This window comes from Zobellia sp. 1_MG-2023, assembly GCF_030549125.1.
Classification (GTDB): domain Bacteria; phylum Bacteroidota; class Bacteroidia; order Flavobacteriales; family Flavobacteriaceae; genus Zobellia; species Zobellia russellii.
The window spans coordinates 16,274-39,734 of record NZ_JAUOSY010000002.1 but is presented as its reverse complement, the minus strand read 5'-3'; the positions used below and the strand labels follow the sequence as shown (position 1 = coordinate 39,734).

The following is a 23,461-nucleotide window of genomic DNA, read 5'->3' as shown; positions in this document are numbered from 1 at the left end:
GGAATAACCATCTTTCAACAAAGCGATGATTTCTGTAACTTACTTCTTTCAATATCATAATTGCATTGGAACAACTTGCACAAGGAATCTTATTTTTTTCTGTTGACCATCCAGACACCCAACAAAATCACAACCCCACCTATCAATTGATAGGCGTTAAGTGATTCTCCGTCAAAAACCGCCCAAAAGATGGCCACTAAGGGAATGGTGTACGTTACCGAAGCAGCAAAAACCGGACTTGATAACTTTATAAGTTTGTTGAAGAAAATATTAGCAATAGAAGTACCAATAATAGCCAATGCAAGAAGATACCATAAAGAAGATTGCATTTCTACATTGCCGGAAACCTCGTTGAAAAACCCTGAATAAAAGACTAAGCCCAATGCTGGAAGAAACGCTATTGCGAAACTAGAAGTTGTAACCGCCAACGGTCTTAAGTGTGACAAATGTTTCTTTATAATATTAATATTAAGCGCATAACCTAGAGCGGAAAGCAGTATAAATATGGCGTACAAATAATTTTGATCGGGATTAAAATCCATTCCCACAACAATTAACGCTACCGTACCCGCCAAACCAATGAACACCCCGGCCACCTGCCTTTTGGTAATAATTGCTCCAAAAAGAAGCACTCCTACAATGGTAGTCAACAGCGGCACAACCGAATTAAATATAGACGTCACGCCACTATCAATCTGGGTCTGCGCCAAAGCGAACAAAAAAGGCGGAAAAAAAGAACTTAACAAACCTGCCCATGTTATCCATTTCCAATCTTTAAGACTTAAAGTACGAACAGTTCTAAAACCGAACAAAAACAATACTAATGAAGCAAATACAATTCGTAAGCCTCCCAATTGCATTGGCGTTAGACCTACCAAAGCCTTTTTAATAAGTATAAACGAGGAGCCCCACACTAAAGATAGTAGAGCCAAATAAAGCCATTTTTTACTGTAATCGTTCAAATTTCCTTGGGGTTGAATAGCGTCAAAAACAAAGAAGTAAAGATGCGGCTTTTTTTAGAAAACACAACACGTACTTGTATATCAAAACACCCAAACGATCACAAATTTCAACTATCACATAATTTTGATTTCCGTCTGCTATTTTAACCGTTGCAGGAGTATTATATTTGCAAAAAACTAATGATGAAAAAAATAGCCCTATTTGTAGCATTTGCATTTACCTTGCTAACCTTTTCCTGCAATTCAAAAAAAGAAACTACCCAGATGAAAAGCGTTATGGCCATACATGACGAAGTAATGCCGGAAATAAGTAAAATGGGGAAACTTGTTGGTGAACTGAGCAGCAAGGAAGACAGCACAGAGGTTGGCCTAAAATATAAGGAAGCCCGTAAAGAACTGCAGGCCGCGCACAAAAGTATGATGGATTGGATGCAAAACTTTGGCTCACGTTTTACCGCAGATGAGATTCTTAACGGCAAAGAACTGTCCAAAGAAAAGCAAATCTGGTTGAATGAAGAGGAAGAAAAAGTGAAGGACTTACGAGATCAAATAAACGGAAGCATCCAAAATGCCGAAGAATTATTGAAAAAATAAACCTTGCATTGCGTAGTATACCGAAAAAACAATGCGTTAGCAGATAAATAAAACCTCTAGCCCTGCGTAACCCGTATTTTTACCAAGCACAGAATTTCTAAAGTCCTATTGCTATGAAAAACTTGTTTTTAACCGTTGCTACAATTTTTGTTTTGGGTACAGCTGCTATTAATGCACAAACCACCACTACCCCGCCTACAAAAATGGAAGAGGTCATGAAATCCCATGATGTAGTAATGGATAAAATGCCTTTAGTTTCCAAACTAATCAACAAGCTGCAGACCAAAGCAAACGCCTCGTATAAAAAATCAAAATACGAGAACGCCATCGCAGATTTAAAAAATGCGAACGAGTCTATGATGATTTGGATGGAGAACTTTGGAAAACGTTTTGATGCAGATGAAATGCTAAAAGGCAAGACGCTCTCTCCTAAAAAACAAGAATGGTTGTTAGAAGAAGAGAAAAAGGTAAGCCAATTAGATGAAGAAATAGACTTAAGCCTTGCTCAAGCACAAGCCGTTTTGAACAACTAGAATACCCCCAACCAAATTTTCAACGGCCACATCAACTAGACCCTTAATAGATTTTTAAGAGTTGTTCTGGGCTTCCATTTCCATATCCGCTATACGGGCAACGGTCTTTACCAATCTATTATGATTCTTTACGAACGGATTGGTCTTATCCCATACATAACCCGCCAGCACAGCACAAATCTGCTCCTTAATAACCGGATTTTCCGTACTGTGGAAGAAAATTGTTTGTAGATTTCCGGTATACCACTCCTTTACGTAAGTAGAAAATACATTCACTCCTTCCAACATATAATCCGTATATTCGGTCTGCCAATCTACTTTTTCACCATTTAATTCTTTGGCTATTAACTGAGATGCCAAATGTGCCGACTCCACAGCAAACGTAACCCCAGATGAAAATACCGGATCCAAAAATTCCGCACTATTACCGGTCAGCACAAAACCCTTACCATATAGTTGTTTTACAGACTTTGCGATGTTCTTAATCATTCGCGGTTCAAACGTGTAATCAACACCATCAAACCTATCAAAGTAATATGGCGAAAGCTTCATCATTTGCTGAAGTTTCTCTGTATTCGTGCCTTCAAAAGCTTCCATATAATCCGTCTTTCCCACGAACCCAATACTTGTAGAACCGTTGGAAAAAGGAATTACCCAAAGCCAAGTATCGGTATCAATTACATCAAAAGTAATGATGGTTCCTTCCTTACCTTCAGGTCTTTTAATATCTTCCACATGGGTAAAAATTGAAGAATGCATGGGTATTTCAGATGGTTTCTCCAAATCTAGCAAACGGGGCAACACCCTACCAAAACCACTGGAGTCTACTATAAATTTAGCGTGAACCGTAGATACTTTTCCGTCTATACCCTTTATAGTTGTGCTAGACGAACCGTCTTTGGAAAAATCAACTGCGGTCACCTCTTGTTCAAAAGCAATATCCACGCCCCAGGATTGCAATTCGTCCGTTAAGGCCTTATCAAAATCTGCCCGTGGTACTTGCCACGTCCAATCCCATCCATCTCCATGCTTCTTACTAAAATCAAAATTACACACGACCCCTTTATTATTCATAAAACGGGCGCCGTCCTTAACTTCAAAATTCATGGCTTTAAGACAATCCAACAAACCAACCGCTTCAAAATGGTCCATACATCTTGGAATTAAACTTTCACCAATTACAAACCGGGGAAATTTACTCTTCTCAACAACCTTAATTTTAAGCCCTTGTTTATAAAGATAGGCAGCAGCAACGGAACCGGATGGCCCTGCGCCTATAATGAGTACGTCAACATTTTCTTGTTGCATTTATTTGATTTTAAAATGAAAGAATCCAAGGTTTCTATTGGTTTCGGAAACGGTTTCTGTTACCAGAACATTGTATTGTGTGCTAAATTAAGACATTGATTCACTAATTATTATAAATTTGCAATCCAAAATCGCTAATTTTAGGTTGCCAAGTCTTATTTACAGACGTCACTAAAATATTACAAATACCTCATAGAATCAACCATAGATGCCGAAAATAAAAGGAAAGTTAGGAATTGAAGAGTTCTACAGTATCATTTTTAAAGAAGATGTTTTATCTATAGATGACAAGGTAATTAAAACGGTACAAGACAGTTTTGATTTTCTTAAAGAGTTTTCAAAGAACAAGGTTATATACGGTGTTAACACGGGTTTTGGGCCCATGGCACAGTATAAAATTAAGGACTCTGAAACCATTCAATTACAATATAATCTAATAAGAAGCCATGCTTCCGGCACCGGCAATCCTATTCCTCCCAAATATGTAAAGGCGGCCATGCTTGCCCGTTTGAATACACTTAGTCTGGGCAACTCAGGGGTTCATCCATCCGTTTTGGAAACAATGACCGACTTAATAAATAAAGATGTTACACCGCTTATTTATGAGCACGGTGGTGTTGGCGCCAGTGGAGATTTGGTTCAATTGGCGCATCTAGCCCTTGTTCTTATAGGTGAAGGCGAAGTGTTCTATAAAGGTGAAAGAAGACCTACTCCGGAGGTTTTTGAAGAACTGAACATAACACCAATTAAAGTTGAATTACGCGAAGGTTTAGGTCTAATAAACGGAACATCCGTAATGACCGGTATAGGTATTGTAAATGCTATATACACCCGTCGGCTATTGGAATGGACTATTTGTTGTTCCTCTGCCATAAATGAAATTGTTCAGGCATACGATGATCATTTATCGGAAGACCTCAACCAAACCAAGCGGCATAAAGGCCAACGTGAAATTGCACGGGCCATGCGTAGCCACTTAAAGGATAGCACTCTTACCCGTAAAAGGGAACATCATTTGTATGTTGACAATAATGGCGTTTCCGTTTTTGAGGAAAAAGTGCAAGAATATTACTCTCTACGTTGTGTTCCCCAAATTTTAGGGCCAGTACTGGACACTTTGGACCATGTAGAAAAAACACTCATAGAAGAGGTTAATTCTGCCAATGACAATCCTATTGTTAATGTAGAAAAGAAACATGTATACCACGGAGGGAATTTTCACGGAGACTACATCTCGTTGGAAATGGACAAGCTAAAACTAGTTGTAACCAAGATGACCATGTTGGCCGAAAGACAACTTAATTACCTCCTGAACTCAAAACTTAACGACATTCTACCTCCTTTTGTAAACCTAGGAACCTTAGGCCTTAATTTTGGGATGCAAGGTGTACAGTTTACGGCAACATCTACGACGGCAGAGAATCAAATGCTTTCAAACCCCATGTACGTACATAGTATACCTAATAACAATGACAATCAAGACATTGTTAGTATGGGTACCAATGCAGCCAATATTACTAAAAAAGTAATAGAAAATGGATTTGAGGTGATAGCCATTGAAATGATTACCGTTGTCCAAGCAATAGAATACTTAGATCTAAAGGACAAAGTTTCCTCAAAAACAAGAATGATGTACGACGCGGTTCGTAAAATAGTTCCCCCGTTTAAAGATGACACTATTATGTACCCTTATGTAAACGAGGTAAAAAACTATATTATTAACCATCAAAACAAAGAAGTAAAATGAAAAAACTAGCATTTTTATTGGTACTTCTCGTCAACGCATTCACGCTTTGTGCACAGGAATTTGCTTTGGTCAGAGAAGATGGAAAATTTGGTTTCATAGATAAAACCGGAACCTATGTTATTCAACCAAAATTTGACAAAGCGGATAGCTTTTCAAACGGATTGGCCGCTGCCATGGAAAACGATTTCTGGGGATTCATAAACACCAAAGGGGAATGGGCCATTAAACCTGAATATGATAGGGTAAAAATGTTCAATTCAGGCTATGCCTTAGTTCTCAAGGATGACCAATGGAGATATATTGACACCAATGGCAAAAAACTTGAAACACCAAGTAGCGAAAAATATTATGACTTTGAAGAAGGAGTTGCCCTTTTCCGTTCAGGAGATAAAATTGGACTTCTAGGAACCAATGGAAAGCTAATTTTGGAACCCACTTACGATGCCATAAAAAAATTCCGAAATGGCCATGCCAAAGTAAGTAAAGGAGAACTATGGGGAATGATTGATATATCGGGAAAAGTTGTTATTCCCGTTGAATACGATGAAATAGGTAACACTTTTAAAGAGGCCGGAGTTTATGGTAAAAAAGATGGGACTTTTGGAATCATACACAACGGTAACTTTAACCCAATAGACCACGCTACCAAGGTTTACAATTTTCATGGCGACTCTAAACTAACCTATGCTTCCCGAGAGAAAAAAGCAGGTTTTGTAAATAGTAAAGGAGAATGGGTACTGGAACCTACATTTGATAAGGCCAGAGCCTTTTCAAACGGCTTGGCTCCCGTTGCAATTGGTAAAAAATGGGGATACATTAACGAAAAGGGAGAAATGGTCATTGAACCACAATTTAGAGATGCAGAGGTATTTTCTAAAAATGGCCTTGCTCCTGTTAAAGACAAGAATTGGGGCTTTATAGACACTACCGGTAAAGTTATTATTCCAATGGAATATGGTATTTCCGGAAACTTTGCTTTTCTAAAAGGTGCCGAGGAAAAAGGCTTTGTAAATGGGCTTGCCCGTGTAAAATCAAAAAAAGGTTGGGGCTACTTTGACGAACAAGGCAACTTGTTGGCCGATAAGTGGTTTCAAAATGCAGAACCGTTTGTATCCGTCAAATAAGGTGGTTCCTTTTTTTAATTATTAATTTCACTAGCTTTAAACAAAGACTTAGCGAACGGAAACCATACACCCAAAACCTTAGGGGTTATAAAATCTACAATTCTTAGATGAACGAAAAGAAAGCGGAAAAGAAAAAATACGCATTGGTAACAGGAGGGTCTAGAGGAATAGGACGTGCCGTATGTGTACAACTGGCCAAAGACTTGGACTACCAAATTCTTATAAATTACAATAGCAACAAAGCAGCTGCGGACGAAACACTTAGATTGGTAGAAGAAGCTGGCGGAAAAGGTGAGCTTATGGCCTTTAACGTAACCGATGCGAAAGCTGTAAATGCCGCTTTGGAAGCTTGGCAAGAAGCACATGAAAACGATGTTATAGAGGTAATCGTCAACAATGCCGGTATAACACAAGATGGCATGTTCATGTGGATGAAATATGAAGATTGGTCCAAAGTAATAGATACCAGCCTTCATGGTTTCTTTAATGTTACCAACGCCCTTATCCAAAAGCTTTTGGTCAACAAATACGGACGGATTATTAATATGGTTTCCGTTTCAGGGCTTAAAGGCACACCCGGCCAAACCAATTACTCCGCCGCAAAAGGGGCAGTTATTGGAGCAACAAAAGCACTTGCACAAGAAATTGCCAAAAGAAACGTTACAGTAAATGCTGTTGCACCCGGTTTTATCAGAACGGATATGACCAATGACCTAGACGAAAAGGAATTAAAGAGAATGATTCCGGCAAATAGGTTTGGAGAAGCGGAAGAAGTAGCACATGTGGTATCTTTTTTAGCTTCAAAAAAATCGGGTTATATTACTGGTGAAGTTATTAATATCAACGGCGGTATTTATTCTTAAATTTCAGAAGGGGCAATGAAAAGAGTAGTAATCACAGGTATGGGTATATATTCTTGTATAGGCAAAAACCTAGACGAGGTAAAAACATCCCTGTATGAAGGTAAATCAGGTATCGTCAATGATCAAGAACGACTTGATTTCGGTTATCGCTCTGGGCTCACAGGAATGGTTGAAGAACCTAATCTGAAAAAATTACTATCCAGAAGACAAAGACTTAGCCTTGGTGAAGAAGGCCAGTATGCCTACATGGCTACTATTGAAGCCCTAAAGAATGCCAAGATAGAAGACAGTTTTTTTGATGAAAATGAAGTTGGTGTCATCTACGGTAATGACAGTACCGCAAGATCTGTTGTAGAATCTACCGATATATTACGAGAAAAAAAAGACACCACATTAGTAGGGTCCGGAGCTATTTTTAAGGCAATGAACTCTACCGTAACTATGAACCTTTCTACCATATTTAGGCTTAGAGGGGTGAACTTTACTATTAGTGCTGCTTGCGCTAGTGGGTCTCATTCTATTGGTATGGGCTATCACCTTATAAAAAGTGGTCTTCAGGACTGTATTATAACGGGTGGGGCACAAGAAATAAATAAACTGGCCATGGGCAGTTTTGATGGCCTTGGTGTTTTTGCCACTACAGATGGTGATCCGGCAAAAGCCTCAAGACCTTTTGACCAAGCCAGAAACGGTTTGGTACCTAGTGGTGGTGGAGCAACTTTAATTTTAGAAAGCTATGATTCCGCAGTAAAGAGAGGAGCGCCTATCTTGGCGGAAGTTATAGGATATGGGTTCTCTTCAAATGGAGGACACATCTCTACACCAAATGTAGACGGACCTTCGCGTGCTATGCGAAATGCACTGCAAGATGCCAATATAGAAGCCTCGGTAATAGATTATGTGAATGCACATGCTACTTCCACCCCGGTAGGCGATGCCAATGAAGCAAAAGCCATTTATGAAGTTTTTGGCCAGCACAACCCACCGGTAAGCTCAACAAAATCTATGACCGGACATGAATGTTGGATGGCTGGTGCAAGCGAGGTTATTTACAGCATGATTATGATGCAAAATTCGTTTGTTGCACCCAACATCAATCTAGAAAATATTGATGAAGATGCAGCAAAATTAAACATAGTTAAAGAAACGTTAAATAAAAAAATTGACGTATTTTTGTCCAATTCATTCGGGTTTGGTGGTACAAACTCCGCTTTGATATTAAAAAAATGCTAGCGAAAGATGGTGATGACCAAAGAAGTTATTATTCAAAAAATAGATGATTTCCTTGTCGACGAGTTTGAGGTCGAAGAAGAAGAAATCGCTGCCGATGCTAATCTTAAAGATACTCTAGGTTTAGACAGCTTAGATTTTGTTGATTTAGTAGTGGCCGTAGAAAGCAATTTTGGCGTAAAGCTAGTAGGTGAAGACTTTATAAACGTTACTACCCTACAGAATTTTTACGACCTTATTGAGCGTAAACTTCACTGATACTCCCCTGAGAAAACCCAAATATGGCAACAGAATGGGAAGGAAAATCCAAAGGCACTGTTTTAGGATATAGAATTTATATTTTCTTTATCAAAAAACTAGGGCTAGGTGCTTCATACCTACTCCTTCATTTCGTAGTTTTTTATTACTGTATATTTTCTGTAGCGAGTACTAAGGCTATATTCTACTATTTTCACAAAAGACTTGGGTATTCTACTTTAAAAAGTCTCTTTAACGTCTACCGCAACTATTACGTCTTTGGCCAGACAATTATAGATAAGGCGGCCATATCCGCAGGTTTAAGGGACAGGTTTACCTATGATTTTGACGGAATTGAAAAGATTGAAAGTCTTCTAGAACAGAAAAAAGGAGGTATTCTATTAAGCGCCCATATTGGTAATTTTGAAGTTGCACAACATTTTCTCCAAGATATAAATGCCTTTTCTTCAATCAACTTGGTAACATGGGATCGCGAGCACGAAGAAATCAAGGCCTATATGGAAAGTGTTACCTCAAAATCCAACATCAAGCTTATTCTAATAAAAGAAGATATGTCCCATATCTTTGAAATTCATACGGCCCTAACAAACGGCGAGTTGGTATGTTTTACGGGAGACCGCTACATTGAGGGTACAAAATTCTTGGAACAGCAATACTTAGGAGCCACGGCAAAATTTCCTATGGGTCCTTATTTATTAGCTTCCAGATTAAAGGTTCCGGTTTTGTTCGTTTACGTGATGAAAGAATCCAAAAAACATTACCACCTATACGCACGAACTGCAGAAGTAAAACGTGGTGATGCCCAAGGTCTACTGGAAAAATATACCGAAAACCTAGAGTGGATTATTACAAAATATCCACTACAATGGTTTAATTATTTTGATTTTTGGGGAGATAAGACAAATAAATAGGATATTTGGTCTATCCCTAAGGCAGCTATTAATCATTATGTTTCTAACTGCTGTACCATAACCTTATGAAAATGAAAGAAGTACTTGTTGTATACTACTCCCAAACAGGGCAATTACGTACAATTATAGATTCTGTATTATCTCCTCTAAACCGAGAGTCAACAAACATCACCTACCACCAAATTATTCCTGAGGAACCTTACGAATTCCCATGGAAGAAAGAGCGGTTCTTTGATGTTTTTCCGGAATCTTTCCTTCAAATTCCTACACCCATTAATAAACCTGATGCTTCGGTGCTTTCCAAAAAGTATGATTTGGTAATTCTAGGGCACCAAGTCTGGTACCTATCCCCTTCCATACCCTTAAATTCCTTTTTAAAATCAGAAGCGGCAAAAACCCTTTTGAACAACACCCCGGTCATTACCGTAATTGGGGTGCGCAATATGTGGGCCATGTCACAGGAAAAGGTGAAAAAAATGCTCATTGGATTAAATGCCAAACTAGTGGGAAACATTGCCTTGGTGGACAAAAACATCAATCATATTAGCGTAATTACTATTGTGCATTGGATGCTCAAAGGCAAAAAGGACCGCCTTTGGGGCATTTTTCCAAAACCTGGAGTTTCTGACAACACCATTGCATCCGCAGATAAATTTGGCCATCCGATTAACGAAGCTCTTTTAAATTCTGATTTTTCTTCCCTACAAGAAAAATTGAATCGTTTGGATGCTTCCATAATCAGTAACTTACTGGTTCAGATGGACAAACGTGGAAACATATTGTTTTCCAAATGGGCCAACCTTATTAAAAAGAAGGGAGACCAAGGAGACCCTGCCCGTAAAAAATGGCTACGTTTCTTCAACTATTACCTGATATTTGCCATTTGGATAATCGCACCTATAGTTTTTATTGTATTTTTGCTCACTTATATCCCAATGTATAGGAAAATCAAAAGGGAAAACAAATATTACGCCTCTGTAGACTATAAGGAGTAAGACTGACACATGAAAAACGCTTACATTACCAAAATATCTAAATTTTTGCCCAACTCACCTGTCGAAAACGACCAAATTGAAGAGAAATTAGGGTTTATAGACGGACAAAAGTCTAGGGCAAAGAGCATAATTCTACGTAACAACAAAATCAAGAAAAGGTACTATGCCATTGACGAAGATGGCAATGTAACCCATAATAATGCCCAGCTTACCGCGGCAGCAATAGAAGAACTTTGCGATTCTGATTTCAGCAAGCAAAACATAGAACTTCTTTCCTGCGGAACCTCTACACCAGACCAACTTTTACCGTCTCATGCGGCCATGGTACACGGTGTATTGAAAAACGGCAATATGGAAATAAATTCGGCCTCCGGTGTTTGCTGTTCCGGCATGAACGCCTTAAAATATGGCTATATGGCCATTAAAACAGGGCAGGTAAACAATGCCGTATGTACCGGTTCAGAAAAAGTTTCTACTTGGACCAAAGCAGATTTCTACCAGGAAGAAATTGAGCATTTAAAGGAATTGGAAGAGAACCCAATGATTGCCTTTGATAAAGATTTTTTACGATGGATGCTTTCCGATGGATCAGGAGCCATCTTAGTAGAAAACGAACCCAAAGGAGATACGCCTATAAAAATTGAGTGGATGGAAGGTTTTTCATACGCTTATGAAATGGAGACCTGCATGTACGCCGGTGGCGAGAAGCTTGAGAGCGGCGAACTAAAACCATGGAGTGAATTTGCTCCGGAAGATTGGGCTAAAAAATCTGTTTTTGCCATTAAGCAGGATGTAAAACTGTTGGGTGAAAACATCTTAAAAAAAGGTGTGGATTGCCTAAAAATGGTTTATGAAAAACATGGTATTGGCCCCAATGATGTTGACTATTACCTCCCCCATATTTCTTCGTACTTTTTTAAACAGGGACTTTATGACGAAATGAAGGAACAAGGCGTAGAAATGCCTTGGGATAAATGGTTTTTAAATCTTGAACATGTGGGTAACGTAGGTGCGGCATCCATATACCTTATGCTAGAAGAACTGGTTTCTTCGGGTAAACTAAAAAAGGGTGATAGAATATTGTTGCATGTTCCGGAAAGTGCTCGTTTTTCATACACTTACGCCTATCTAACTGTGTGCTAGCATGAATGTATTGAAAGAAACCATTACCGATAAAGAGTTTCTACAAAACCTTATTCCGCAAAAACCACCTTTTATTATGGTGGGCAAATTGCTTGAATATTCAGAAAAAAAAATTGTTTCCGGGCTTATTGTTCCAGAAGACAATCTGTTTGTTTTTGAAAACCGGTTTATGGCCCCGGGCCTTATTGAAAATATGGCACAGACCGTGGCATTGCACACCGGTTACAAATACTATTTGGCCCAGAAACCCGCTCCGACGGGATATATAGGCGCCATAAAAAAAGCTACCGTTAATGCCTTGCCATTTGTAGGCCAAGAACTGGAAACCACGGTAGAAATCCTTCATGATATTATGGGCATAACCATGGTATCCGCCACTGTAACCTGCGAAGGAATTATACTGGCTACAAGTGAAATGAAAACCGCACTGGCAAACTAATTTGGAAGCACGCGTAAACATAGACATTAAGAATTTCCTGCCCCATAGAGAACCTATGCTTATGGCAAGCGTAACGCCTTTTCTTGACGAAACTTCGGTTGAAACGCATTTTAAAATAGAAGAATCCTGTATTTTTGTCGCCAATGAATACCTATCCGAAACCGGACTTATTGAAAACGCGGCCCAAACCTGCGCCGCCATTGTTGGTCAAAGTTTTTTTGACGATGATGATAAAGACGGAAGTCAAAGTAAGGTCATTGGCTATATAAGTGCTGTAAAAAAAGTACATATTACCGCATTGCCTAAAGTGGGCGAAACCATTGTAACCAAAGGCAATCTCGTTTCCAGATATGATAATGAAGCTTTTAGCAGCTGCACCATAGCTTCTGAAACTTTCAGAAATGAAGAATTAATCGTAGCTTGTACTTTGAACTTTTTGATCCATGAGGTTTAAGAGGGAAAAATAGTGACAATCCCCCAAAATAACGACCAGTGAAAAAAGAAGAAGTACCACAGGACAAAGGCCTTTTAGATTCTGCCCAAACCAAAGAACTCACTTATGCCGTTGATGAAAATGGCGAGTACACTACAGAACTGAGTTCCGGATGGGACCCTAAGACTATTGCTCTTAGCAACGCCATAAAAGATATTGAAGAGCGAGTAGCCGCGGCTAAGAAACGGGTAGAAAACAATGAGACCAGCCCCATTGAATATTATATGGAGCTACACAAAATGGACCTCCCCATTCTATCTAGCTATGTTGGACTTTGGCAATGGCGCGTAAAGCGACATTTTAAACCAAAGGTTTTTCAAAAACTTAACCAAAAAACGCTTCAAAAATATGCTGATATTTTCGAAATCAGTATTGAAGAATTGAAACACATTTCTTAAACATCCGCATGCAAATAGAATTTACCCACAAACAATCGGCACACTGCGAAAACGGTGTGGTAAGTAACCTAATGCGCCACAACGGCTTTGAGGTAAGCGAACCTATGGTCTTCGGTATAGGTTCCGGCCTTTTGTTCTGTTATATTCCCTTTTTAAAAGTAAACCATGCTCCGGTAGTTACCTATAGGGCTATGCCAGGTTTTATTTTTAACCGGTTCGCCAAAAGAGTAGGTATCAAAATAAAACGGGAAAAATTCAGCAATCCGGAAGCGGCAAAATCACGCCTGGATGAAAATCTGTCCAAGAACAACCCCGTAGGCCTACAAGTGGGTGTTTACAACCTTCTGTACTTTCCGGATGAATACCGCTTTCACTTTAACGCACATAACCTAGTGGTCTATGGCAAGGAAGAGGGTAACTATTTGATCAGTGACCCGGTTATGGAACAGGTTACCACCCTAACCGAAAAACAGCTTGAAAAAGTACGCTTTGCCAAAGGCGCATTCGCCCCTAAAGGCCATATCTATTACCCAACCTCATTTCCAGAAAAATTAGAATTGAAAAGTGCGATTATAAAGGGTATTAAACAGACCTGTCGCGAAATGACCGCCCCTTTTCCTATTGTAGGAACAAACGGCATTAAGACCATTTCCAAGCTTATTCGTAAATGGCCCAAGAAAAAAGGTGCTAAAGTGGCTAATCATTATTTAGGACAGATTGTACGTATGCAAGAAGAAATAGGCACAGGTGGCGGAGGTTTCCGTTATATCTATGCCGCTTTTCTACAGGAGGCAAGCCAAGTTCTAGACAACGAAAAACTAAACGAACTCTCAAAGGAAATGACCAAAATTGGAGATGACTGGCGAGACTTTGCATTGAATGCCTCACGTATCTACAAAAACCGTAGCCCCGAAAATGATGCCTACAACAAGGTGGCCGATGAACTTGAAGCTATTGCCAATAGCGAAGCGGAATTTTTCAAAAAACTTAAAAAGGCCATTTAAAACCCTCTTTTTAACCTTATCGTCTTTAATAAGACAAACCGTGGTTTATCTTGTTAATTTCGATTAGTTTTGATGTCATGATCCAAATCAACCAGCTTTCTAAGATATATAAAGGGGCCGACGATTTTTCCGTCCGTGATTTGGATTTAACCATAACCGAAGGTGAGATTTTTGGCCTCTTAGGTCCAAATGGTGCTGGGAAGACCACTCTCATATCAATGCTTAGCTCTCTACTAAAACCTACTTCAGGACACTTTACTATAGACGGGCTGAATTACAAAGACCATAAAAACAAACTAAAACAAATAATAGGCATTGTTCCTCAGGAATATGCTCTCTATCCGTCATTAACGGCCTATGAGAACCTCGTCTATTTTGGAAGCATGTACGGACTTAAAGGTCAGTCTTTAAAAAACGACATCCATGCCCATCTTGAGACCATGGGACTATCAAAATTCGCCCATAAAAAAATTAAAAGTTTTTCCGGAGGGATGAAACGCCGCATAAACCTAATATCCAGCATCTTACACAATCCAAAAGTTCTATTTTTAGATGAACCTACCGTTGGTGTGGACGTACAGTCTAAGAACGTTATTATGGCTTACCTAAAGGAATTGAACAGTGCGGGTACTACCATTATTTACACTTCACATCACTTGAACGAGGCCGAACAATTTTGCACCCGCGTAGGTATTATTGACCACGGCACACTGGTGTGCATTGGCACACCTAAAGAACTTATAGCCCAAGAAGAAAATGCAGCACATCTAGAAGAAGTATTCTTGGCCAAAACCGGTAAAGCTTTACGTGACCATGCATAAACTTTGGGCCTCTACATACAAAGAGTTTTTACTCATTACCCGAGATATTGGTGGGTTGGCCGTACTATTTCTTATGCCCTTGCTATTGGTCATTGTCATTACCACAATTCAGGACAATTCATTCAAAAGTATAAAAGAGACCAAACTACCTATTCTTTTGGTAGATATGGACAAAGGAAAAGTATCCGAAGATATTTTAAAAAGCCTGGCCGATTCCAAATTGTTTCAAGTAGATATGGCCGCTACGGATGAGGAAGCCAAACAACAAGTCTTAAAGGGCGATTATCAATTGGCTATTGTAATACCAAAAGACTTATCCTCTCAACTAGACATTAAAATTAACGAGAACGTAGATGGCATCTTAGCTAAGTTCAGTGATGGCGAAGAAAACATTCCCGAAGTAAAGTCCAAATTGGAACCCAAAGAGGTGAAACTGTATTTTGACCCTGCAACGCAGCAATCGTTCAAAAGTTCCGTGCGAAGTAATATTGATAAGATGATTTCTAAAATAGAAACCGAAACCATCTACAGAGCCTTTCAAGAGCAATTAACGGACGACCCCTCAGAAGCTATTTTTGAAACCGAAAAATTCATCACTTTTACGGAAATTGTACCTAGTAAGCACAAAGAAGCACTAATACCTAACTCTACACAACATAATATTCCTGCCTGGACCCTCTTTGCCATATTTTTTATAATTCTGCCATTGGCCATTAATATGGTGAAGGAAAAGAATCAGGGCACATTTGTACGATTACGAACCAACCCTGTTTCCTACGCTACCGTATTAGGCGGTAAAACTATTGTTTTCCTAGGTGTATCATTAGTTCAATTTGCTCTTATGTTGGCATTGGGAATTTTTCTTTTCCCTCTCATCGGTTTACCTAAACTAGATGTTTCCGGCAGATTGCCCCTATTGTTCGTAGTTGCTTTTTTTGCCGGTCTAGCTGCGGTTGGCCTTGGCCTCTTATTGGGTACCGTTGCCAAGACACAGGAACAATCCGCACCATTTGGAGCCACTTTTGTTGTGATTTTGGCCGCAATTGGCGGGGTTTGGGTTCCTGTTTTTGCCATGCCAAAATTCATGCAAGTACTCTCTAGCCTATCTCCAATGAATTGGGGGCTAAGTGCATTTTATGATGTATTTTTGCGCAACGCGACTTTTAGTGAGATTATACCCGAAATATCCCTGTTACTCATATTTTTTGTGGTCACCACGCTCATCGCCATAATTTATAACGAAAGAAAAAATGCCGTCTAACACCAAAAAAGAAATTAGTTTCACGAGTGAAGTCCGTGTACGGTTTGCAGAAACGGACCCTCTAGGTATTGTCTGGCACGGCAATTATATTCAGTATTTTGAAGATGGTCGGGAGGCCTTTGGTAGGCACCACGGTATTTCGTACCTAGACCAAAAAGACCATAACTTTTCAACCCCTATCGTAAAGTCTTCCTGTGAACATAAGCTTCCATTAAGCTATGGAGATGTTGCAACCATAAAAACAACTTATGTAGACTCTCAAGCGGCAAAGATGATTTTTAAATATGAAATCTATAATCCTAAAGGGGCAGTTGTTTGCACTGGAGAAACGGTTCAGGTTTTTGTTGAATTGGGGGGCGAATTATCCTTGGTAATCCCAAAGTTTTTTGCGGATTGGAAGAAAAAAGTAGGCCTTTTAGATGAATAACGTTTACCTGTCACATAACAACATTGTTTCCGCATATGGCTTTGATAGTGCTTCTGCGGTAGATAGCATTAAAAATGAGGTAACCGGACTTACATTGGTAGATGATTCCAAAGTTCTGCCAAATCCGTTTTACTCCTCTCTAATCCATCAGGAAAACCTAGAAAGCGAATTTCAAAAATTAGATTCTAAGGAAGCTCACACGAGACTTGAGCAAATACTTCTGGTTTCCTTGGCGGATACGCTTAAGAAATCGGGCATAGAACTTACGGAACGTGTAGGTTTAATCGTTTCCACCACAAAAGGAAATATAGATGTCTTGGATGCGGATAGTCCGTTTGACGAAAACCGGGCATATCTTGGTGAGCTAGGAAAAAAATTAGAAACTTTTTTCGGGTTTAAAAACGAAGCCATAGTGCTATCCAACGCTTGTGTGTCCGGAGTTTTAGCCTTGGCCGTAGCCAAAAGACTGATACACCAAGAACGCTATGACCACTTGTTTGTAGTTGCCGGGGATTTGGTAAGTAAATTTATTTTAACCGGCTTTAACTCGTTTCAAGCCTTAAGTGAATCTCCCTGCAGACCCTATTGTAAAACTCGCGCAGGTATTAATATTGGAGAGGTAGGCTGTAGTATACTTATTACCAAGGACAAAGCCTATCTTGTAGACGAATCTGTGCAAATTATTGGCGAGGCCTCCTGTAACGATGCCAACCACATTTCGGGTCCATCAAGGACTGGGGAAGGATTATACCGAAGTATTGTTTCTGCAATGGAACAAGCAAAAGTAGATGCAGACGCTATAGATTACATCTCGGCTCATGGTACGGCTACCATGTACAATGATGAAATGGAAGCCATTGCCTTCAACAGGGCCAACTTACAAAAAACACCTTTAAACAGTTTAAAAGGTTATTTTGGACATACGCTTGGGGCTTCCGGACTATTGGAAACCATCATCGGGATGCACTCCTTACATACGAATACCCTTTTTGCTTCGCCGGGATTCCAAGAACTAGGTGTATCGCAACCATTGAATATTATTACCAAGACCACACCAAAAGAAAATCATATTTTCCTAAAGACCGCTTCCGGTTTTGGGGGTTGTAATACAGCGGCAATTTTTAAAAAAGTTAATTCATGAGCAGTCCTGAATATCACATAAAATCATACTGCCATATTAGAAACGGTAAAGTCTCAAAGAACGGAGAGATTCTCTTTTCCGATGATTCCGAAGAATTTCCGGCTTTTATAAAATCAGCATACAAACACTTTAAAACCGATTATTCAAAGTTTTTTAAAATGGACAACCTCAGCAAACTGGCATTTATGGGAGCCGAGGTACTTTTACGGGACACCAGCGAACAAAATACCGCCCTTGTCCTTTCAAACAAAGCCTCAAGTTTGGATACTGACCGTAAGCACCAAGCTGCCATCAGTAACGAATCCGGAGCATTTGCTAGTCCCGCTGTGTTTGTTTACACACTTCCGAATATCTGTATGGGTGAAATTAGCATTCGCCACAAACTGTATTCTGAAAATAGTTTCTTTATATTTGCCGAGTTTAACCCCTATTTATTGTCAGATTATGCCAATGATTTGCTGATATCAGGCAAAGCCAAAGAGGTTTTATGTGGCTGGGTTGATTATGACAAAGGAAAATATGATGCGTTTTTATACGTTATCGCTAAAAAAGGTGTGTTGCCCCATAATACAGGAGAACTTACCAAATTATACAGAACAAAATGAGCGAACTTAAACAAGAATTGAAGGAAAAAATCATCGAACAATTAAATTTGGAGGATGTTTCCGTTGACGAAATCGCAAACGACGACCCACTTTTTGGTGAAGGTCTTGGTCTTGATTCAATTGATGCGCTAGAGCTAATTGTAATGTTGGACAAAGATTACGGTATTAGATTGGCAGATCCAAAAGAGGGCCGTAAAATCTTTGAATCTATAGATACAATGGCCGCTTATATAGCTGCTAACCGAACCAACTAAAGGTTCTATCGTCTTTTAAGTTGCCAAGCACACGGTTGTACTACACGGTTAGCCGTATACAACTATAGCACTTAAGCCTAAGATTCGTATTTTTATTCCATATCTATTAATACATTCAAATTAATATGTGCAAGGGCATAGCAATTACCGGCATGGGCGCTATTTCTGCCATTGGAAACAATGTGCAAGAAAACTACGATGCGCTGGTTTCCGGTAAAATTGGTATTTCAAGAATTTCTAAAGTAGATACCGTTCATAAGAACGATATTATGGTCGGGGAGATTGAAATGACCAATGACCAATTAAAGCAAAAACTTGGTATTGGCAAAGAAATAGCGGTATCAAGAACTGCTCTTCTGGCTATGCTTGCTGCCGATGAAGCCCTAAACCAAGCTGGAATTACCGATATAAATGATTGCGAAACCGGACTTATTTCCGGGACCACCGTGGGTGGTATGGACCAATCCGAAAAGTATTATTTTGAATACCTTGAGAGCGATGAGCATTGGGGTCATATTAACGGACTCCACGCTGGGGATTCTACCCAAAAACTTGCAGACCATTTAGGGTTAACGGAAAGTTTTGTTTCCACCATAAGTACCGCTTGTTCCTCTGCTGCAAATGCTATTATGCTAGGCGCGCGTATGATAAAATCAGGACAGTTAGACCGTGTAGTGGTGGGTGGTACGGATAGCCTTTGTAAATTCACCATAAACGGATTTAAGACCTTGATGATTTTATCCGACACCTATAACACCCCCTTTGACAATGAAAGAAAAGGGTTGAATCTTGGTGAAGCCGCTGCCTATCTTGTTTTAGAATCCGACGAAATTGTAAAAAGGGACAATAAAAAAGTGTTGGGCTATGTAACGGGTTATGGCAATGCTAATGACGCCTTTCACCAGACTGCATCTTCCGAAAATGGGGATGGAGCGGTTCTTGCCATGGAAAAAGCATTAAAAGTTTCGGGTCTAAACCCTTCGGATATAGATTATGTGAACGCCCATGGTACCGCAACCCCTAACAACGACCTTTCCGAAGGTCGTGCATTGCTCCGTATGTTTGGAGACCAAGTACCGGAATTCAGCTCCACCAAAGCGTTTACAGGCCATACATTGGCGGTTGCGGGTGGTATAGAGGCCGTATATTCTGTTCTGGCATTGCAGAACAATGTAATTTATCCCAACCTGAATTTCAAGACTCCCATGAAGGAGTTTAATTTGCTTCCGCAAACCACGGTAAAACAAAAAGAGTTACGCCATGTACTCTCCAATTCTTTCGGGTTTGGCGGCAACTGTTCTACTCTAATCTTTTCCAAAGAAGCGCAATGAAACCAGTATATATAAATAGCGTAGGTTCCGTTTCGGCACAGAAAACTTTTGACAACAGCGAGTTTCTTAACGAAATAACCGAGTATACGGACTCCGTGGTTCACGTAATAAACCCTAATTACAAAGAATACATTCCACCGGCAGCGGCGCGACGCATGGCCCGTGGTATTAAAATGAGTACTGTAAGCTCTAAAAACGCCCTTACCGAGGCGGGAATAGAAAATGTGGATGCCATTATTGTTGGTACCGGTCTAGGTTGCATTGGAGACTCGGAACGTTTCGTTAGCGACATCATAAAGAACGACGAACAATTTTTGACCCCTACCCGCTTTATACAGTCTTCCCACAATACCGTAGCCGGGCAAATTGCACTAGGATTGGGCTGTAAGGGACATAATTTCACTTTTGTACATTCGGCTGTTTCTTTTGAGTCTTCGCTTATAGATGCAAAAATGATGCTTCAGAACAATGAGGCCGATACGGTTTTAGTTGGAGGAGTAGATGAATTGGTAGAACATCACGTAACAACGCACCGTCTAATCGGGCATATTAAAAAAGAACCTGTTGCCTCAAAAGACCTTTTGCAATCCAATACTGAAGGTATGGTCATGGGCGAAGGGTCTCACTTTTTTGTGCTCTCCAAGGAAAAATCAAACTCCTGCTATGCAGAATTACTTGCTGTAAAAACTTTCAATACACTTGCCAAAGAACAAGTAGAGTCAAAAATCATTGCTTTTCTTGAAAGCAACAAAATGACCGTTAAGGATATAGACGTGGTTATTCTTGGTAACAATGGTGATGCTAATTATGACCATTATTATGAGCAACTTAGCAACTCCCTTTTAACAAACACACCGCAAGCTTATTACAAGCATCTTTCAGGAGAATATGATACCGCAACGGGGTTTGCCTTTTGGTTGGCCAATAAAATTTTAAAGACCCAGACCGTTCCGGACAGTATTCAACTAAATTCTATTAAGCCTGCTAAACTACAGACCATCTTGGTGTACAACCAATACCGAGGAGAAAACCATAGCCTCACCTTAATCCAAAAATGCTAAAGCGGAATAGGGTAAATACCGCCGCCATTGCTCTTTTGTTTCTACTGGGAACACTTTATTTTTTTGGTCATGCACCTTGGCACACTATTCTTTTATTACTGTTCGTTTGGTTCGCCATAACCGTATTTGGCTCTTTTTTTATCCAATGGAACTACCATTTACACGCCTTACACTCCAACAAAGCCCTTAACAACAATTGGATTTCTATAACTTTTGATGACGGACCCAATAGGGAATTCACCCCAAAAGTTCTTGATTTACTTGAAAAATATAATGCTAAAGCAACTTTTTTCTGCATAGGCGAACAGATTGAAAAACACCCGGAAATCCTAAAAAAAATCATTGCCCAAGGGCATACTATTGGTAACCATACCTACTCGCATACCAATACCTTCGGTTTTTTTTCGTTGGATAAAGTAATGAACGAACTTACTAGAACAAAAAAAGCAGTCCACACATTAACCGGAAAAGAGATGACACTCTACCGCCCAGCTTTTGGGGTAACCAATCCACAGATTGCAAAAGCCGTTAACCAACTAAACATAGAGGCCATTGGATGGAACGTACGTTCGTTGGACACCACATCTAGGTCCGAAAAAACTATATTAGAACGCATTACGAAAAAGGTTTCAAAAGGTGATATTATACTGCTTCACGACACTAGCGAAAAAACAATACGTGTTTTGGAACAGTTATTGTTATTTTTGCGAGAGAAAAATCTGAGTTCGGTCACTGTTGACCGTTTACTAGAAATCGAAGCGTATGCATAAGATACTTTTTCTTTTATTTTTTATATCCTTATCCGCTGTGGCCCAAAAAGAAATGACCCCTGCGGAAGCTACGGCTTTAAAGGTCAAGGTAAAGACCAGGGCAAACGCCACAACCACGGTATTGAGCGATTTTACGCAATACAAGCATTTAGATTTCCTTTCGGATGATATCGTCTCCCAGGGCAAGTTGGCTTTTAAAGTGCCCAATTTGGTAAAGTGGGAATACACTAAGCCTTTTGCCTATTCCGTTCTCTTCAAAAATGAAACACTGTTCATTAACGATGACGGTAATAAAAGTAATATGGATGTGGGCTCCAACAAGATATTCAAACAATTGAACCAACTTATTACCGCCAGTATTCGCGGGGATATGTTCAATGATGATGAATTCAACATAAAATATTTTAAAATAAACGATTCTAGCTTAGTTTACTTTCTCCCTAAAGATGAGCAGTTCTCCAAATTTATAAAGGCTTTTCACCTTTCGTTTAACGCCCAAGGCGATGTTACCGAGGTAAAGATGATTGAACCTTCCGACGATTATACGCACATTAAATTTTCAGATCGCGTCGTGAACAAAAACGTGTCCGATGCGGTTTTTACTCAGTAGTTTTTGCCTCTTTCTTCTAGTAAGTTGTGCTTCTTATCCCTCTCAAAAAGGATTTGAGCCTGCTAACGATTTTCAGGAAAAAACTACGAACCCTTTTTTTTCCAACACCCAAAAAGACTATGTTTACAAGGCTAAAATAGATGCTTTCAACAAATCCTTTGGTGGCCTGTTCATTGTGAAAAAGCTAGGTGAGAGACACCACCGCATTGCATTTACCACAGAAATAGGGAATACCATTTTTGATTTCACTTTTAAAGGGAATGATTTTAAGGTAAATCGGGTTCTAAAGGAATTGGACAAGAAAGTACTCCTTAATATATTAAAAAGGGATTTTAAAGCCTTGATACAAGAGAAATCCAGGGTAAAGAATAGTTTTAAACTAGCTCAGGATACGGTCTTACAAACGGACATCCTCTCTAAAAAACATTATTTTTATTACAACAATGGGCAACTACATAAAATTGCCCGCGTAGACCGAAACAAAGAAAAAGTAGAATTCAAATTCACCCGTATAGAAGAGCAATTTGCAAAAGAAATTGAAATAGCCCACCATAATTTTAAACTTCATATTGCATTAAAAGCGTTGAAATGAAAACAATACAACTACTCTTTGCCCTAATGGTTCTGGGCTTGTCGGGAACGGCAGTCGCGCAGACCCGCCCAGGAATAAAATTAGGATTGAACAATTCCAACATTAGCAACACCACCCTAGACATAAAATCCGGAATTTATGTAGGAGCATTTGTAGACATTCCATTTTCTGACTATTACTCCCTACAACCAGAACTATTGTATTCCAATCAAGGCGGAAAATCCAACTCCGACCAATATGGAGACGTTAACATCAATTACATCTCCATTGGGTTGCCCAATAAATTCTTTGTGAGCCCAAATAGTGGCATTCATTTTATAGTTGGCCTAGGTGTGGATATCAACTTTGAAAACAATTTTGTTAATTTGACCAACTTTAACGGTGATGATGAAATTTCACCTGTAGACGTCTCCGTTTTTGGAGGAATAGGTTATGAGTTCGATTTTGGATTGATTCTTGAAGCACGCTACAAGCAGGGTACTATAAGCGTTGATTTCTTTGGGGAAGATGACCTATACGAAGAAGCGGGAAGTAACCTTAACGGTGTATTCCAGATAGGTGCCGCATATAAATTTAAACTATAAAC

The 23,461-nt window shown here is 39.5% G+C and carries 28 protein-coding genes; 26 read left to right on the top strand and 2 right to left on the bottom strand.

All coding sequences use genetic code 11. The features are described 5' to 3' along the window. Positions 1 to 89: 89 nt before the first annotated feature. Positions 90 to 932: a DMT family transporter gene (locus Q4597_RS04205; protein WP_303404845.1), complete on the bottom strand. Its 843-nt coding sequence runs from the start codon at positions 930 to 932 to the stop codon at positions 90 to 92. Positions 933 to 1,142: 210 nt separating this feature from the next. Between Q4597_RS04205 and Q4597_RS04200 the strand changes: the two genes are divergently transcribed. Together Q4597_RS04200 and Q4597_RS04195 are read left to right on the top strand one after the other, a co-directional pair. After that, the gene (locus Q4597_RS04200; protein WP_252735727.1) at positions 1,143 to 1,556 is read left to right on the top strand and encodes a hypothetical protein; all 414 of its coding nucleotides are present in this window, start codon (positions 1,143 to 1,145) and stop codon (positions 1,554 to 1,556) included. Positions 1,557 to 1,669: 113 nt separating this feature from the next. Next, on the top strand, positions 1,670 to 2,089 hold the full coding sequence (locus tag Q4597_RS04195; protein WP_303404844.1) for a hypothetical protein: 420 nt from the start codon (positions 1,670 to 1,672) through the stop codon (positions 2,087 to 2,089). 54 nt (positions 2,090 to 2,143) lie between these two features. Here Q4597_RS04195 and Q4597_RS04190 read toward each other — a convergent pair whose 3' ends face one another. Beyond that, a complete protein-coding gene (locus Q4597_RS04190; RefSeq protein WP_303404843.1) occupies positions 2,144 to 3,397 on the bottom strand; it encodes an NAD(P)/FAD-dependent oxidoreductase in 1,254 nt (417 codons plus the stop codon). A 208-nt stretch (positions 3,398 to 3,605) separates the two neighbouring features. Between Q4597_RS04190 and hutH the strand changes: the two genes are divergently transcribed. The 24 genes from hutH (at position 3,606) to Q4597_RS04070 (ending at position 23,459) form a co-directional block, all read left to right on the top strand. Next, positions 3,606 to 5,144 carry a histidine ammonia-lyase gene (gene hutH, locus Q4597_RS04185; RefSeq protein WP_215435949.1) on the top strand — a complete coding sequence of 513 codons (1,539 nt, stop codon included), beginning with the start codon at positions 3,606 to 3,608 and terminating at the stop codon, positions 5,142 to 5,144. Next, on the top strand, positions 5,141 to 6,268 hold the full coding sequence (locus tag Q4597_RS04180) for a WG repeat-containing protein (protein WP_303404842.1): 1,128 nt from the start codon (positions 5,141 to 5,143) through the stop codon (positions 6,266 to 6,268). Before hutH ends, Q4597_RS04180 begins: the two co-directional genes overlap by 4 nt. Positions 6,269 to 6,375: 107 nt before the next feature. Next, positions 6,376 to 7,131 (top strand): 3-oxoacyl-ACP reductase FabG, encoded by a 756-nt coding sequence (gene fabG, locus Q4597_RS04175; RefSeq protein WP_215435955.1) that lies wholly within the window; start codon positions 6,376 to 6,378, stop codon positions 7,129 to 7,131. Positions 7,132 to 7,146: 15 nt separating this feature from the next. Beyond that, positions 7,147 to 8,364 carry a beta-ketoacyl synthase gene (locus tag Q4597_RS04170; RefSeq protein ID WP_303404841.1) on the top strand — a complete coding sequence of 406 codons (1,218 nt, stop codon included), beginning with the start codon at positions 7,147 to 7,149 and terminating at the stop codon, positions 8,362 to 8,364. Positions 8,365 to 8,376: 12 nt separating this feature from the next. Beyond that, the gene (locus Q4597_RS04165; RefSeq protein WP_303404840.1) at positions 8,377 to 8,619 is read left to right on the top strand and encodes an acyl carrier protein; all 243 of its coding nucleotides are present in this window, start codon (positions 8,377 to 8,379) and stop codon (positions 8,617 to 8,619) included. A gap of 23 nt (positions 8,620 to 8,642) precedes the next feature. Next, complete coding sequence (locus Q4597_RS04160; RefSeq protein WP_303404839.1) at positions 8,643 to 9,530, top strand: lipid A biosynthesis acyltransferase; 888 nt, start codon at positions 8,643 to 8,645, stop codon at positions 9,528 to 9,530. 71 nt (positions 9,531 to 9,601) lie between these two features. Next, positions 9,602 to 10,525: a dialkylrecorsinol condensing enzyme DarA gene (locus Q4597_RS04155; protein WP_303404838.1), complete on the top strand. Its 924-nt coding sequence runs from the start codon at positions 9,602 to 9,604 to the stop codon at positions 10,523 to 10,525. Between the two features lie 9 nt (positions 10,526 to 10,534). After that, a complete protein-coding gene (locus Q4597_RS04150) occupies positions 10,535 to 11,668 on the top strand; it encodes a beta-ketoacyl-ACP synthase III (protein WP_215913153.1) in 1,134 nt (377 codons plus the stop codon). A gap of 1 nt (position 11,669) precedes the next feature. Then, on the top strand, positions 11,670 to 12,107 hold the full coding sequence (locus Q4597_RS04145; protein ID WP_215435968.1) for a hypothetical protein: 438 nt from the start codon (positions 11,670 to 11,672) through the stop codon (positions 12,105 to 12,107). Between the two features lie 61 nt (positions 12,108 to 12,168). Then, positions 12,169 to 12,561, top strand: a complete 393-nt coding sequence (locus tag Q4597_RS04140; protein WP_303404837.1) for an ABC transporter permease — start codon at positions 12,169 to 12,171, stop codon at positions 12,559 to 12,561. Between the two features lie 38 nt (positions 12,562 to 12,599). Continuing rightward, a complete protein-coding gene (locus tag Q4597_RS04135; protein WP_215435973.1) occupies positions 12,600 to 12,998 on the top strand; it encodes a hypothetical protein in 399 nt (132 codons plus the stop codon). A gap of 8 nt (positions 12,999 to 13,006) precedes the next feature. Further along, positions 13,007 to 14,002 (top strand): BtrH N-terminal domain-containing protein, encoded by a 996-nt coding sequence (locus Q4597_RS04130; RefSeq protein WP_303404836.1) that lies wholly within the window; start codon positions 13,007 to 13,009, stop codon positions 14,000 to 14,002. A 77-nt stretch (positions 14,003 to 14,079) separates the two neighbouring features. Next, entirely contained in the window at positions 14,080 to 14,823 is a 744-nt protein-coding gene (locus Q4597_RS04125) for an ABC transporter ATP-binding protein (protein ID WP_303405530.1), read from the top strand. Continuing rightward, the gene (locus Q4597_RS04120) at positions 14,816 to 16,084 is read left to right on the top strand and encodes an ABC transporter permease (RefSeq protein ID WP_303404835.1); all 1,269 of its coding nucleotides are present in this window, start codon (positions 14,816 to 14,818) and stop codon (positions 16,082 to 16,084) included. Before Q4597_RS04125 ends, Q4597_RS04120 begins: the two co-directional genes overlap by 8 nt. Then, the gene (locus Q4597_RS04115) at positions 16,074 to 16,511 is read left to right on the top strand and encodes a thioesterase family protein (RefSeq protein WP_215435982.1); all 438 of its coding nucleotides are present in this window, start codon (positions 16,074 to 16,076) and stop codon (positions 16,509 to 16,511) included. Before Q4597_RS04120 ends, Q4597_RS04115 begins: the two co-directional genes overlap by 11 nt. Continuing rightward, entirely contained in the window at positions 16,504 to 17,652 is a 1,149-nt protein-coding gene (locus Q4597_RS04110; RefSeq protein WP_303404834.1) for a beta-ketoacyl synthase, read from the top strand. The genes Q4597_RS04115 and Q4597_RS04110 overlap by 8 nt, the downstream gene beginning before the upstream one ends. Next, positions 17,649 to 18,257 carry a 3-oxoacyl-ACP synthase gene (locus tag Q4597_RS04105; RefSeq protein ID WP_215913156.1) on the top strand — a complete coding sequence of 203 codons (609 nt, stop codon included), beginning with the start codon at positions 17,649 to 17,651 and terminating at the stop codon, positions 18,255 to 18,257. The genes Q4597_RS04110 and Q4597_RS04105 overlap by 4 nt, the downstream gene beginning before the upstream one ends. Next, positions 18,254 to 18,511, top strand: a complete 258-nt coding sequence (locus Q4597_RS04100; RefSeq protein WP_038237427.1) for a phosphopantetheine-binding protein — start codon at positions 18,254 to 18,256, stop codon at positions 18,509 to 18,511. The genes Q4597_RS04105 and Q4597_RS04100 overlap by 4 nt, the downstream gene beginning before the upstream one ends. 125 nt (positions 18,512 to 18,636) lie before the next feature. Next, entirely contained in the window at positions 18,637 to 19,842 is a 1,206-nt protein-coding gene (locus Q4597_RS04095) for a beta-ketoacyl synthase (protein WP_303404833.1), read from the top strand. Continuing rightward, positions 19,839 to 20,903, top strand: a complete 1,065-nt coding sequence (locus Q4597_RS04090) for a beta-ketoacyl synthase N-terminal-like domain-containing protein (protein ID WP_303404832.1) — start codon at positions 19,839 to 19,841, stop codon at positions 20,901 to 20,903. Before Q4597_RS04095 ends, Q4597_RS04090 begins: the two co-directional genes overlap by 4 nt. Next, a complete protein-coding gene (locus Q4597_RS04085) occupies positions 20,897 to 21,673 on the top strand; it encodes a polysaccharide deacetylase family protein (RefSeq protein ID WP_303404831.1) in 777 nt (258 codons plus the stop codon). The genes Q4597_RS04090 and Q4597_RS04085 overlap by 7 nt, the downstream gene beginning before the upstream one ends. After that, positions 21,666 to 22,283, top strand: a complete 618-nt coding sequence (locus Q4597_RS04080) for an outer membrane lipoprotein carrier protein LolA (protein ID WP_303404830.1) — start codon at positions 21,666 to 21,668, stop codon at positions 22,281 to 22,283. The genes Q4597_RS04085 and Q4597_RS04080 overlap by 8 nt, the downstream gene beginning before the upstream one ends. After that, a complete protein-coding gene (locus tag Q4597_RS04075; RefSeq protein ID WP_303404829.1) occupies positions 22,264 to 22,875 on the top strand; it encodes a hypothetical protein in 612 nt (203 codons plus the stop codon). The genes Q4597_RS04080 and Q4597_RS04075 overlap by 20 nt, the downstream gene beginning before the upstream one ends. Continuing rightward, positions 22,872 to 23,459 carry a porin family protein gene (locus Q4597_RS04070; RefSeq protein WP_303404828.1) on the top strand — a complete coding sequence of 196 codons (588 nt, stop codon included), beginning with the start codon at positions 22,872 to 22,874 and terminating at the stop codon, positions 23,457 to 23,459. Before Q4597_RS04075 ends, Q4597_RS04070 begins: the two co-directional genes overlap by 4 nt. Positions 23,460 to 23,461: the final 2 nt, after the last annotated feature.